Source organism: Anabaena sp. AL09 (assembly GCF_001672255.1).
Classification (GTDB): Bacteria; Cyanobacteriota; Cyanobacteriia; order Cyanobacteriales; family Nostocaceae; genus Dolichospermum; species Dolichospermum lemmermannii.
This window is the reverse complement of sequence record NZ_LJOQ01000059.1, coordinates 1-14,336: the sequence shown is the minus strand read 5'-3', so window position 1 is coordinate 14,336 and position 14,336 is coordinate 1. Positions and strand designations below refer to the sequence as shown.

General features: G+C 37.2%; 11 protein-coding genes. 8 read left to right on the top strand and 3 right to left on the bottom strand.

The features are described from left to right. The first annotated feature begins 50 nt into the window (after window positions 1-50). From AN490_RS22930 to AN490_RS11995, 3 genes are all read left to right on the top strand, one after another. Window positions 51-176 carry a hypothetical protein gene (locus AN490_RS22930; protein ID WP_366925036.1) on the top strand — a complete coding sequence of 42 codons (126 nt, stop codon included), beginning with the start codon at window positions 51-53 and terminating at the stop codon, window positions 174-176. A gap of 175 nt (window positions 177-351) precedes the next feature. After that, window positions 352-1,272 carry an AAA family ATPase gene (locus AN490_RS12000; RefSeq protein WP_300003466.1) on the top strand — a complete coding sequence of 307 codons (921 nt, stop codon included), beginning with the start codon at window positions 352-354 and terminating at the stop codon, window positions 1,270-1,272. A gap of 16 nt (window positions 1,273-1,288) precedes the next feature. Beyond that, window positions 1,289-1,888, top strand: a complete 600-nt coding sequence (locus tag AN490_RS11995) for a hypothetical protein (protein ID WP_300003464.1) — start codon at window positions 1,289-1,291, stop codon at window positions 1,886-1,888. A 221-nt stretch (window positions 1,889-2,109) separates the two neighbouring features. On the opposite strand, the gene AN490_RS11990 is transcribed toward AN490_RS11995, so the two are convergent. Both AN490_RS11990 and AN490_RS11985 read right to left on the bottom strand, forming a co-directional pair. Further along, window positions 2,110-2,322, bottom strand: coding sequence for a hypothetical protein (locus tag AN490_RS11990; RefSeq protein WP_300003462.1), 213 nt, complete (start codon window positions 2,320-2,322; stop codon window positions 2,110-2,112). Then, on the bottom strand, window positions 2,312-2,566 hold the full coding sequence (locus tag AN490_RS11985) for a hypothetical protein (RefSeq protein WP_300003460.1): 255 nt from the start codon (window positions 2,564-2,566) through the stop codon (window positions 2,312-2,314). The genes AN490_RS11990 and AN490_RS11985 overlap by 11 nt, the downstream gene beginning before the upstream one ends. A gap of 155 nt (window positions 2,567-2,721) precedes the next feature. Between AN490_RS11985 and ileS the strand changes: the two genes are divergently transcribed. Then, the gene (gene ileS, locus AN490_RS11980) at window positions 2,722-5,640 is read left to right on the top strand and encodes an isoleucine--tRNA ligase (RefSeq protein WP_300003458.1); all 2,919 of its coding nucleotides are present in this window, start codon (window positions 2,722-2,724) and stop codon (window positions 5,638-5,640) included. A 74-nt stretch (window positions 5,641-5,714) separates the two neighbouring features. On the opposite strand, the gene AN490_RS11975 is transcribed toward ileS, so the two are convergent. Continuing rightward, window positions 5,715-6,326, bottom strand: a complete 612-nt coding sequence (locus AN490_RS11975) for a hypothetical protein (RefSeq protein WP_168696078.1) — start codon at window positions 6,324-6,326, stop codon at window positions 5,715-5,717. Between the two features lie 131 nt (window positions 6,327-6,457). Between AN490_RS11975 and AN490_RS11970 the strand changes: the two genes are divergently transcribed. From AN490_RS11970 to AN490_RS11955, 4 genes are all read left to right on the top strand, one after another. Beyond that, the gene (locus AN490_RS11970) at window positions 6,458-6,625 is read left to right on the top strand and encodes a hypothetical protein (RefSeq protein ID WP_300003455.1); all 168 of its coding nucleotides are present in this window, start codon (window positions 6,458-6,460) and stop codon (window positions 6,623-6,625) included. 469 nt (window positions 6,626-7,094) lie between these two features. Then, window positions 7,095-10,712, top strand: a complete 3,618-nt coding sequence (ppsA, locus tag AN490_RS11965) for a phosphoenolpyruvate synthase (RefSeq protein ID WP_300003453.1) — start codon at window positions 7,095-7,097, stop codon at window positions 10,710-10,712. Window positions 10,713-10,863: 151 nt separating this feature from the next. Then, window positions 10,864-12,372 (top strand): pyruvate kinase, encoded by a 1,509-nt coding sequence (locus AN490_RS11960; RefSeq protein WP_300003451.1) that lies wholly within the window; start codon window positions 10,864-10,866, stop codon window positions 12,370-12,372. A 440-nt stretch (window positions 12,373-12,812) separates the two neighbouring features. Then, window positions 12,813-14,252 (top strand): CBS domain-containing protein, encoded by a 1,440-nt coding sequence (locus AN490_RS11955; RefSeq protein ID WP_300003449.1) that lies wholly within the window; start codon window positions 12,813-12,815, stop codon window positions 14,250-14,252. Window positions 14,253-14,336: the final 84 nt, after the last annotated feature.

Below are 14,336 nucleotides of genomic sequence, written 5' to 3'. Positions count from 1 at the left end.
ATTTTCAATATCATGTTGAATATATTCATTATAATCCCGTAAAACATGGTTTGGTAACAGCACCAAAGGATTGGGAATATTCCAGTTTTCATCGCGCTGTGCGTCAAGGTATGTATGACATGATGTGGGGTGCGGGTGAGGAAATTATTTTTGATGATGATATTGGCAACGAGTAGGTTGGGTTGAATGAAATGAAACCCAACATTAATTGTAAGATGCCAATAAGTGGTGTTGGGTTTCGTGCCTCAACCCAACCTACATTTGCCATTTGCGGACGCTTAGTAGTATAATTTGACCATGGGTTTTAATCCATAACTATATCTCTTTTGCAAAAATCACTTCGATTTCAGTATGAAAGTAGTATCTATTATTAACTATAAGGGTGGCGTTGGTAAAACCACTATCACCGCTAATCTGGGAACGGAATTAGCGTGTAGAGGGTATAGAGTGTTATTAATTGATGCTGATCCTCAGTGCAGTTTAACATTTTCCTTTTTTAATTTCGATAAATGGGATTGGTTTGAAGAAAAGGAACTGACGTTAAAGACATTTTTTACTTCATTAATAAAGCCTATTGCTAATTCTAAATCATTTAGTGATGTGAGGGTTAATCCAAGTAAAATTAATAAAAAAATACAAGAACAGGGTGGAAAAGGTTCATTACATTTAATTGCTTCTCACTTAGAATTAATTAACATTGATATGAGACTTGCTGGTATTTTGGCTGGAGGAATTGACAGACATGAACAAGCATCAAGATACTTCAATTGTTTTAGTTCAATTTCTCAAGGATTAGAAAAATTAAAATCACAGTATGACTTTGTTTTAATTGACTGCCCTCCCAATTTCAATATTGTCACTAAAACATCTATAGCAGCTAGTAATTACATCTTAATACCATCAAGACCAGACCATTTATCAACATTAGGAATATCCTATTTAAAGAAAAGTGTTATGGAATTTGTCGAAGAGTATAATTACTATACAAAACAAGCTAACATTTCAGTGATTGATCCTAAAATTATTGGAGTAGTATTTACAATGGTAAAAGTTCATACTGGACAACCAATTAATGCCCATCAAAGATACATGGATAATGTTGTAAAAGAACAAAAATTAAAGATTTTTGATGCTTTTATTAGAGAACATCAAACTATATTTTCAACTGCTTCAGAAAATGCAATTCCTGTTGTTTTAAGTTCGTCTTCACCATCACATATTGTTCAAGAACTTAAAGAACTGGTAGATGAATTTGAATATTTGATTAATTAGATTGATAGAAAATACTATGGATAATTATCAAGTTAACAACGAACATCACAATGATATTCCAAAGGAAGTAATTGAATTATTCAGAAAACAATGGATAAAATTTAATGATGAGCAAAAAAATGATATTTTGCAAGGTAACGCTCAACTTAGGGTAAATTGTTTTTATCCAAAAGCTGTTAAAAAGAAAGATATTTCACCTCGCAAACCTATTGATAAAACTCATCAACATAAAGATTTAGACTATACTCAACTTTCACAAAGATTAGATGAGTTAAGTTCAAGAGAAGAGGGACTAGACTTTTTAAACTCGTCTTTCTCTACAAAAAAATCTCTAGAGTCTTTTGCAAAATTTTTGAAAATCTCGACACAAAAACAAAATCAACAAGAACTGAGAGAAAGTATTGTTTCTGCAACAATAGGTTATCGGTTAACAATACAGTTTATTGAAAAAAGAAGAAGACCAAAACTAGAGGATGAATTTTTAGATGAAAATGAAAAATTTACTCAAGTAGTTAAATTTTGTATTTTTATTGATCTCGAATGGTATTTTCTTCTTCATATTGAGCTATTGCTTGTTCAATTATTTCATTACTCACATCTGTCAGATCAGATTTAGAATAAATTGTAGTGAGTATAATTCCTTGAGCATTTTTTAGATAATAAATCACCCTATATCCTCCACTTTTTCCTTTTTGAATGTTACTATTTTTAATACGAACTTGGCTCTACCGCTCCCTTTATGATATTTTCGGTAAAATATCCCTGAAACGATCGCTTATTAATTTAGATTAAACCCATGTACACCAATGGTTTTGGATATATTAAAAGGATGTTTGATCATAAGGGGAACGGTAGAACCCGAACTTTGAAAACTTGATATTTAATTCCTGCGATTCTATCTCCAGGAATTTCACCTGCTTGTAGTTGATCAATTAAAGGTTGAATATCACTACGAATAGAACGATAGCGTTTAGCTAGTTCTCGCAAATCTCTTTGAAAACGAGGAGTAAGAGCAATTTCAATTGGTAGTGGTTCATTATTATTCTGCATCTATTCCTTCCCACATTTGTGAAAGGGGTATAGTGTGTCCACTTAATGCTTCTTTTATTCCCTGATGAATACCTTCAATTACAATTTCTGTGGGTGTTTCTTCAAGAGATGAATTTTTCTCTAATGGGAAAATAGATTTTTGAATAAGTTGCAGTGCATAAGTTTCCACAGAAAGTCCTTGCTGTTGTGCTTCCTGTATTAAATACTGTTCTAATTCTGGTGGTAAGCTGAGGGTTAGTGTCATAAGTCTATTGTGGGTGACTTTATATATTGTAAACCTGCAAAAACAAAAAATTAACTCCAAAATACCAATAAGCGTTGTTGGGTTTCGTTCCTCAACCCAACCTACGATTTATAATTGATCGGATAACCTGCACACCTACATTTAGGCATGAACCTGTGACCGAAACTGGAAAATACAAAGATACCGTCAACTTACCCAAGACTAACTTCGATATGCGGGCAAACGCAATCAAGCGCGAACCCGAAATCCAAAAATTCTGGGAAGAAAACAACATTTATTCTCAACTGGCTGAAAACAACCCCGGCGAATTATTTATACTGCACGATGGTCCTCCCTATGCTAACGGCCAGTTGCATATTGGTCATGCTTTAAATAAGATTCTCAAAGATATTATTAACCGCTACCAATTGCTAAAAGGTCGTAAGATTCGCTACGTTCCAGGATGGGATTGTCACGGATTGCCCATTGAATTGAAAGTTCTGCAAAATATGAAACAGGCAGAACGGCAAAATCTCACACCTTTGCAATTGCGTCAAAAAGCGAAACAGTTCGCACTGAAGACCGTAGACGAACAACGGGAAAGCTTTAAACGCTATGGGATTTGGGGTGATTGGGAAAATCCTTATTTAACCTTAAAACCAGAATACGAAGCCGCGCAAATTGGCGTTTTTGGGGAAATGTTCCTCAAAGGTTATATTTATCGCGGTTTAAAGCCTGTGCATTGGAGTCCTAGTTCTAAAACCGCTTTAGCAGAAGCTGAGTTAGAATATCCTGAAGGTCACGTTTCTCGCAGTATTTACGCCGCTTTCCCGGTAGTGAAGGTTGCCGAAGGGCTAAAAGCTAGTTTGGATGGCTTCTTGCCTGATTTGGGTGTGGCTGTGTGGACTACTACTCCTTGGACTATTCCCGGTAATTTGGCTGTGGCTGTGAATGGTGCGTTGGAGTATGGGGTTGTGGAGGTTTCGCGCAAAGACGCACAAGGAGCAAAGGCGCAAAGGGAATGCAGATATCTAATTGTTGCGGCTGAGTTGGTGGAACGGTTGGGAGAGGTTTTGGATTGTGAGTTAACGGTGAAAGCCAAGTTCGCGGGGAAGGATTTGGAAGGTACTACTTATCGTCATCCGCTTTTTGACCGTGAAAGTCCGGTGGTTGTTGGTGGTGATTATATCACTACTGAGTCGGGGACTGGGTTGGTCCATACTGCTCCTGGTCATGGTCAAGAGGATTACATTGTTGGTCAGCGTTACGGTTTGCCGATTCTTGCCCCTGTTGATGATAGTGGTAATTTTACGTATGAGGCTGGTAAGTTTTCTGGCTTGAATGTTTTGGGCGATGGTAATCAAGCGATTATTGACGCTTTGCATGAAGCTGGTTCTCTGTTGAAGGAGGAAGCTTATCCTCACAAGTATCCTTATGATTGGAGAACGAAAAAGCCGACGATTTTCCGCGCTACTGAACAATGGTTTGCTTCTGTGGCTGGTTTTCGGGAGGAGGCTTTAAAGGCTATTTCATCTGTGCGTTGGATTCCCGCACAAGGTGAGAATAGAATTACACCGATGATAGCAGAAAGATCCGATTGGTGTATTTCTCGTCAGCGTTCTTGGGGTGTGCCGATTCCGGTATTTTATGATGAAGCGACTGGGGAAGTTTTGCTAAATGCGGACACGATTAACCACGTTCAAGCTATTATTGCCGAAAAGGGTTCTGATGCTTGGTGGGAGTTGTCGGTAGAGGAGTTGTTACCGGAAGCATACCGCAATAATGGCAAGACTTACCGCCGGGGTACAGATACAATGGATGTCTGGTTTGATTCTGGTTCTTCTTGGGCGGCTGTGGCGAAGCAAAGACCGGAGTTATGCTATCCTGCTGATATGTATTTGGAAGGTTCTGACCAACATCGCGGTTGGTTTCAATCTTCTTTGTTAACTAGTGTCGCGGTTAATGGCATTGCACCTTATAAAACTGTGTTAACTCATGGTTTCGTCTTGGATGAAAATGGCCGGAAAATGAGCAAATCGGTGGGAAATGTGGTAGACCCTCAATTGATGATTCAAGGTGGGACTAACCAAAAACAACAACCTGCTTATGGTGCGGATGTTTTGCGGTTGTGGGTTTCTTCCGTTGATTATTCTGGTGATGTGCGGTTGGGTGGTAACATCATCAAGCAATTAGCGGATGTCAGAAATAAGATTCGCAACACAGCCCGGTTTTTATTGGGGAGTTTGCATGATTTTGATCCTCTCAAAGATGCTGTAGCTTTTGATGATTTGCCAGATTTGGATAAGTATATGTTACACCGCATTCGTGAGGTGTTTAATGAGGTGACGGACGCTTTTGATAGTTTCCAGTTTTTCCGCTTTTTCCAAACTGTGCAGAATTTCTGCGTTGTGGATTTGTCGAATTTCTATTTAGACGTAGCCAAAGATAGATTATATATCAGTTCGGCTGATGCTTTCCGTCGTCGAAGTTGTCAAACGGTTTTGCAAATTGCTTTGGAGAATTTAGCGATCGCCATTGCTCCTGTTCTATGTCATACTGCGGAAGATATCTGGCAATTTATCCCCTACGAAACACAATATAAATCAGTGTTTCAAGCTGGTTGGGTGCAGGTTGATGATAAATGGGAAAATACAGAACTAGCAGAATTTTGGAAAACACTGCGACGGATTCGTGGTGATGTAAATAAGGTTTTAGAACAAGCGCGGACAGAAAAGTTAATTGGTTCTTCTTTAGAAGCTATTGCATTGATTTATCTGAGTGATGAAAAATTACGCGCTGCGATTGAACCTTTGAATGTTAGCGGGAATGGAATTGATGAATTGCGGTATTTGTTCCTCACTTCTGAAGTGCAATTATTAGATTCTCCTGACGCATTAAAAGGATTAAAAACCCTTCGTGTTCAAGGTGAAGATAATTGGGATATTGGCGTAGTTAATGCCGCAGATTACGAACATGATGGAAAATCATATCAGAAATGCGATCGCTGTTGGAACTATTCCACCCATGTGGGTGAATCAGCAGAACATCCTTTACTGTGTGAACGTTGTATTCCGGCTTTAGCTGGAGAGTTCTAGAACAATAAGATCCCCGACTTCTGCCATCAATTTATAATTTGTTTATAATAGAAAAAAGAAGTCGGGGATCTGGATTAGAGTTTTTGGATTTTTGATTCACATTGTTGGAAAATATAATTTACCGCAGCAAATAATTTATCTAAATCTTGAATCATATACAGATTTTTATTCCGAGTAAACACATCACCAACCAACTTTCCAAATTGCCATATTTTCCCGTTAGAAACAATTCCAAAAACATCACTAACAAAATCATCATTAATCCTCTGAACTGCAATCATTTCTGCTAAACATTGACTCCAACCTTCTTCAAATTTGTCTTGTTTAGCTTCAACCATCAAAAAATAAGGTTTATCAAAAACAATTGTACTTAAAGAGTTTCGCTGTGTCACAGTATAATCAGGAATACCTGATAAATCCTCATCATAAGTTAATGCTTCATGACTCCAAAGAGTTAATTTACTTCGGTAAGGTTTCCATACTTCTTTCAATACTGGATAAATGAGATTTTCACAAATAGCATCTTCGGAATTATCAATAACTCCATCTGTAAATAGCAAATCTAATTCCTCCTTAAAAGATTCCTTAGCCGGAAATTCTACTTCCAACATAAAATTAGATTGCACATATTTGATTTGAAACTTTTTAATGACTGAACTAATACTTTTATAATTGCTAAATGCCATAAAATCCTGTCAATCCTAATTCAGAAAATATTGCGTTTCGTTCCATTGCTTCGCGTTCACGTTTTACAGCCTAGCGTTCGCGTAGCGTGGCGAAGGCATAACATAATTCATACCACATTTGCAAGAAATTTGTGAATACAATCATAGACGGAGCTTTCAAAGCTTTTGAACTATTAACCAGTGCCAATAGTGACGTTTTCCAGGTGATGACAATGACATTGTTTATCTCTGGAATAGCTACAGCCATTAGCGTTTTACTGAGACTACCATTAGGAATGTGGCGTTTCAAAAAGCGGTAGCAGATTTACAGCCATTCGCAATCAACCGTGCTACAGATGGAACCACTCAAAACGAGTGCTAGAATTCCTTCTGCGACTTATTTTTATGGTGGGTTTAATTCCTAGTTCGCGTTTCTTTTGGAGACGCACTCGCGTTCGCTATCTAAAACTGCTGTAACACGTATCTGGAAAGGCAAAAGCATCTAAATAATAAAATTAAATTATGTATATTCCCTGATTTTAACTCTCAAGCAGGGGGGAATTATGAGGATACTTACAGGAACAATATATTACGTAATATTTCGCTATATTAGCTATACATTTATTTATACTCTAAACTAGAGTAATCTTAAATGGAGGATGCCATTTAGACATCTGGTAGTCAATCCCGTTCCCTGCTATATATCCTCGCAACATCCTCAAACTCTCCGTGCATAAACAGAATGGGTTCTGAATTAAATAACAGTAGCTATTTAAGGAATCTCAGAATATGTTGGAAATTAAACGCAATCAAGACAATAGCCAAATTCATCAAGAAGCTTTAGTATTACCCTTTAATGCTGTGGGAATTGCAGATATTCCCCTAGTAGGTGGTAAAAACGCTTCCTTAGGGGAAATGATTCAACAACTGAGTTCCCAAGGTGTGAAAGTTCCCACGGGATTTGCGACTACGGCTTATGCTTATAGATACTTTATTACTGGGGCTGGTTTAGAAGTAAAACTGAGAAAGATTTTTGCAGATTTAGATGTGGAGGATATGGCTAATTTGCAAGAATGTGGCAAACAAGCCAGATCATTAATGTTAGAAACCCCATTTCCGCTAGAATTGCAAGAAGCGATCGCTAGATCCTATCAAAGTTTATGTCAAGAATATAGTATAGATACTGATGTGGCTGTTCGTTCTAGTGCCACAGCCGAAGACTTACCAGATGCTAGTTTTGCGGGACAACAGGAAACTTACCTGAATGTTCATGGCATCAAAGGTGTATTAGAATCTTGCCATAAATGCTTTGCTTCTATCTTCACAGACAGGGCAATTTCCTACCGACAAATGAGAGGTTTTGATCATTTTGAAGTAGCGCTATCAGTCGGTATCCAAAAAATGGTACGTTCAGATTTAGCATCTTCTGGGGTGATGTTTTCCATAGACACCGAAACAGGTTTTCAAAATGCTGCTTTAATTACTGCTGCTTATGGTTTGGGTGAAAACATCGTTCAAGGTGCAGTTAACCCCGATGAATATTTGGTATTTAAACCAACTTTAAAACAAGGATATAAACCCATTCTCCAAAAACGGTTGGGAACAAAAGAAATTAAAATGGTTTATGATCTAGGTGGGTCAAAATTAACTAAAAATATTTCTGTTCCTCAACTTGAACGTCATCAATTTGCCCTCAATGATCAAGAAATCCTCCAACTAGCAGAATGGACTTGTATCATTGAAGATCATTATTCCCAAGTTCGGGGAATAGCCACACCAATGGATATTGAATGGGCAAAAGATGGGATAACTGGAGAATTATTCATTGTCCAAGCTAGACCAGAAACCGTTCAATCTCAAAAATCAAAAACCGTTCTCAGGACTTATCAACTCCAAGAAAAAAGTCAAGTTTTATTAACTGGTCGTAGCGTAGGCGAAATGATAGGTCTTGGTAAAGCTAGAGTAATTTTAGATGTCCCAGAAATTAATCTTTTTCAAGCCGGAGAAGTGTTAGTTACTAACCGCACAGACCCGGACTGGGAACCGATTATGAAAAAAGCCAGTGCGATTGTCACTAACTCTGGGGGACGGACTTGTTTTGATGGAGAGACAAAAATTCTCACCAATCAAGGTTTTATGACCATTCAGCAGATTTATGAACAAGGATATCAAGGATTATCAACTTTAGCCCTGAACACTAAAACCCATCAAATGGAATGGAAACCAATTACAGATGCCATGAAACGGACATCTCAAACAATTGGTGTGAGTGTATCTCAAACTAGGAAAGTTACAGATAATATCTTACGATTAACTCCTGATCATAAAATGGTCAACCTTCGGAATGGTGAATATACCAAAACTGAGATTCAAGAAATGTTAGATACTCAGGAAATGGTGCTTGTCTCTCAGAATATTCCCACATTAGGAGACAACAAAAATCAAAAAGCTGATTTAGCTTATCTGATTGGGGGAATCATCACAGACGGTTCAATTTACACTAGTCGAACTCATGGGGAAGTTCAGTTTATTCAAAAATGTTTACCAGAAAAACAAGCATTCATAGCTACTATGAATGACAAAATGAATGCTATTTATGGTAAATCTTTTACTCCTTGTGAAAAAGCAGTATCATCAGGTTATATCCGGGGAAAACAGGTAAAAGGACAAGCTACAGCCTATCGTGTTTATTCTAAAGTCATAGCTTACGACTTAAAAGAAAAAGAACAACAGATTACTCAAATTCTCCTGGAAAATACTTCAGAAGTTTCCTATCACTTTTTGGGGGGTGTAATTGATGGTGATGGTTGCTATGCTAAGAACCGGATTAACATCTATATCTCTGAAGAGAACTTATTACAAGCTGTGATTATTGCTTGTTTGAAAATCAATACAGTTCCTCAAGTTACTAGAAATCGTCATATCTACAATGTTCAAATTGTAGAAAAATTAGAGCAAATTTTACAATATACTCAACGAGTTAAGGGAGAAGTTACTTCAAGAACTATTCAAACTCGATTTTTCGCTGCTAATCAACTATTTGGTGACAATGTAATCGGTCAAATTAAACTTAGAAAAGATAAAAACTTACTTATTTCCGATAAACAACTGCGGGAAACAGATCAATTTGAGGAACTTCTAAAAGGTGATCTTCGGATGCAACGAGTTTTTAAAGTTGCAGATGCAGTAGAATCTGAAGTTTATAACATTACTGTTGCAGATCATCATAATTATCTAGTGTTTACGAGTAAATATACTCCTGTAGTTGTTTGTAACTGTCATGCAGCAATTATTGCCAGAGAAATGGGAATTCCGGCTATTGTGGGTTGTGGAAATGCGACTACAGTTTTAGAAACTGGACAAGAGATTACTGTGAGTTGTGCGGAAGGGGAAACAGGTCAAGTTTATGCAGGTTTATTAAACTTTGAAATTCAAGAATTACCATTAGATAACTTACCTCGAACCCGCACTAAAATTATGATGAATGTGGGTAATCCAGAAGAAGCTTTAGGTTTGACAGCAATTCCTAATGACGGTGTTGGTTTAGCGAGAATGGAATTTATCATTGCTAATCATATTAAAGCCCATCCTTTAGCATTATTACATTTTGACGAATTAGAAGACGAACTTGCCAAATATAAAATTAGCGAATTAACGGCACAATATGAAGATAAAGCCGAATTCTTTATTGCCAAATTAGCGCAAGGTATAGGCACAATTGCCGCCGCATTTTATCCCAAACCTGTAATTGTCCGTTTATCTGACTTCAAAAGTAATGAATATGCCAACCTTTTAGGAGGTAGACAATTTGAACCCAAAGAAGAAAATCCCATGATTGGTTGGCGTGGTGCTTCTCGTTATTATGATCCTCGTTATCGTGAAGGTTTTGCATTAGAATGTCAAGCTATGAAACGGGTACGAGAAGAAATGGGTTTAACCAATATGATTCTCATGGTTCCCTTTTGTCGCACTCCCGAAGAAGGAAAACGAGTATTAGCAGAAATGGCAAAAAATGGCTTAGTTAAAGGCGAAAATGGCTTAGAAGTTTACGTCATGTGCGAGTTACCCAGTAACGTTTTATTAGCTGATGAATTTAGTCAGGTTTTTGATGGTTTCTCCATTGGTTCTAATGATTTAACCCAATTAACATTAGGATTAGATCGAGATTCTGAATTAGTGGCACATTTATTTGATGAACGCAATGAAGCTGTTAAAAGAATAATAGCAAAAGCCATAACTACTGTTAAACAAAATAATCGCAAAATTGGTATTTGTGGACAAGCGCCCAGTGATTATCCAGAATTTGCTCGTTTTTTAGTTGAACAAGGTATAGATTCTATTAGTCTCAACCCTGATTCTGTGATTAAGACAATGTTAGAAATTGCGAAAGCAGAAACAGGGGAATAGGGGAATAGGGGAATAGGTAATTGGTAATTGGTAATTGGTAATTGGTAATTGACGGGCGAAGCATTTGGAGAACTATTTTTGGCAATGACCGATAATTTATCTTCCAAATGCTTCGCCCCTACTAACAACTAACAACTAACAACTGACCAATATGCAAACAAAAAATGTAGAGTTGGATCTCTCAGATCCTTGTTTTTTACTTACCACATTACAAGAACTTCGTCAATCTGTTGATCAGGAAGGCAGGGAAATATTTGAACGCTGGAAAAAGCAAATTCACCGACAATCTTTTATTAATAGTAGTCTCAATCTTGCCTATTATCTGGCACTGAGAAGACACGATTTACGAGAACTGCAAGCGGCTTTAATGCCTTGGGGTTTGTCCTCATTGGGGAGGATAGAAGCTAAGGTTTTACCAACTTTAGATGCGGTGATTGCCACCTTACAGGCAGTTTGTCGCACAGATAATGATTCTATCATTATACATCCACCTTTGGACGCATTTTTTGAGGGCGATCGCCTTCTCCAACAAAATACCGAAGATTTATTTGGTAACACCCTCGATAACCGTCGAGTTAGAATCATGGTAACGTTGCCAAATGAAGCCGCTACCAATTACGAATTTCTGCGGGATATCATTCGGCAAGGGACCAATTGTGTGAGAATTAATTGCGCCCATGATACTCCCGGTGAATGGTTAGCCATGATTAACAATGTCAAACAAGCAGAATTAGAATTAGAATCTTCTTGTAAAATTCTTATGGATTTGAGTGGTCCTAAAACCAGAATTAAATTTGTTCTTACCCCCAGTCCCAAACAACGAATATTTCAAGGTGAATCTCTCCTCCTTACCCATGAGTTACCCACTACTATTGATTCTGAATTTTTTCAAGCCAGTTGCACAATTCCAGAAGTATTAAAACAACTGAAAATTGGTACAATAGTCTGGATTGATGATGGCCGGATTGGTGCTTGTGTTGAGTCAATTACATCTGAGGGAGTATGGTTAAAAATTACCCATGCCCGTCTCAAAGGTGAAAAACTATTACCAGAAAAAGGCATTAATTTTCCTGACACTGAATTACATTTGAGTTCTTTAACAGAAAAAGATCAACAAGATTTAGATTTTATTACCACTCATGCTAATCAAGTTAATATTATCGGTTATTCCTATGTGCAAACACCCGCAGATATTCAGCTTTTACAACAGGAATTAGCGGTAAGATTACCAGAAAATTCTCCCAGACCTGCCATAGTGGCGAAAATCGAAACACCCTTAGCCGTTAGCAATTTGCCAGAATTAATTATTCAAGCCGCCGGCAAACAACCTTTTGGAATTATGATTGCCAGAGGAGATTTGGCGCTGGAAATCGGTTATCAACGACTGGCGGAAATTCAAGAAGAAATACTATGGTTATGTGAGGCTGCCCATATCCCCGTAATTTGGGCAACTCAAGTCTTAGAAAATCTCGTCAAACACGGAATGCCGTCACGGGCAGAAATCACTGATGCGGCCATGTCAGAACGGGCAGAGTGTGTCATGCTCAATAAGGGTGATTATATTATTGAAGCTGTGGCTATTTTAGATGATGTTCTCACGAGAATGCAAGCCCACCAAGTTAAAAAAACACCCCAACTACGGGCTTTACATTCTTGGTAATTGGTAATAGAAAATAGACATCTGGTGAAAATTAAATATGCGTGACTTACAACCCTTGTAGAGAGGTTCCATGGAACGTCTCTACATTCTTTTCTAGAGATGTCTAATATATCCAAAGTTCTCTCCTGCCAATGTGGTTACAAAACTATATATTTTTAATTGTGAATACTCACAATTTGAAATGTTTACAAAATTAAAGTTTCATATATAGAATATTAAGGGTACAATCTAATTAATTGCTCAAAAATCAATTAAATGATTTGGTTAAATTGTACGTAATTTTTTGAAATACATTTTCTCACTCCAAACCCTTGCTATCCATATCTATCAAATTTATTAACTAATGATCTGTAGATTTTAATCGGTATGACATTAGTTACAGTATCATCTACTAATCAGATTAACCAATGGACGCATTCACTAACAGATTTAACCGAAAATTGATTAATTTACCTAATTTACATCAAATTATTCATTATTCTCCCTTAACTATTAGTCCTGATAGTTGTGTGATGGATGCTATTAACTTGATGAATCAACAACAAGATCATAAAGTTACAGTTAATAACCTGATTCATCAAGTAACCGACTATGTGTTAGTAGTAGAGGGAAAGCAATTACAAGGAATATTTACTATTAAAGATGTATTGAGAGTAATTACCTTAAATACCGACCTATCAGCGGTAAAAATGGCGGACGTGATGACTCAGCCGCTAATTACTCTCAAATATTCAGCATCTGAGCATATTTTGACAGTGTTTGCACTTTTACAGCAGCATTCTATTCACTATTTACCAATAGTAGATGATAAAGACAACTTAATCGGTATTGTCACCGAGGCAAACTTGCTGCAAGCCTTAAATATAGAAAAAATGATTGGTGTGGTTGAGGCATTGCAGGAAAATTTGCTAGATTTGAAGACAGAACACATACCAATTAATGAACAACTGGAAGTAATCCGTAAGCAAACTCATAATCATTTACAAGAATGGGCAAAAAAACAAGTTGACGAGAATTTACAAATTAATCGAGAACTGCAAGAAACTTTAGAAGAACTGCAAATTGCCGAAGAAGAACTACGTCAACAAAATGAACAACTAATCTATTCTCGGCAAATTACTGAAGCAGAACGACTGCGTTATCAAAATTTATTTGAATTTGCACCTAATGGTTATTTAGTAACTGATGCTTTAGGGATAATTCAGCAAGCTAATCATGGGGCAGCATCCTTACTATCTGTCCGTCAAGATCATCTTGTTGGCAAACCATTAGTAGTTTTTATTGCTGAAGAAGATAGTTCTCAATTTTTATCTCGGTTAAAAAAATTGCATGAATTCCAGGAATGGGAAATGAATTTCCGGTCCCGTAAAGGTTTACTCTTTTCTGCTAGTGTGAGAGTAAATTCTATGGTTGATAATGAGGGTAAACGGACTGGTTGTTTATGGTCAATATCTGATATTAGCGACAGGAGAAAATTAGAAGCAGCACTCCGTCAAGATAGCGATGTCTTGGAAGTTCGGGTAAAAGAACGCACGGCAGAATTAGTGATTGCCAATAAGCGATTGCAAGAAGAAATCATTGAACGGAAACATATTCAAGCGTCCTTACAAGAAAGTGAAGCCCGACTCACCTTAGCACTAGAAGCAGGTAATATTGGGATCTGGGATTGGCATATCCAAACCAATGAAACTCTCTGGTCTCCTACCATGGGTTTAATGTATGGTTTACCTCTCAATAGTTCCTGTCCTAGTATTGAAGACTCTCTCAATTTAATCTATCCTGAAGACCGTCAGCATTTTCAAAACTGTGTCAGTCATTCCCTGGAGAAAAAAGTTGATTTTGTCTGTGAACATCGGATAGTGGATTGTGATGGTAAGTAGGTCGGCGGAAAAGTTTCTAACTATGTAACGAAAAGTTAAGAATGGTTATTTTTGTTAAAATGAATACGTTCTGTACTGTATTGT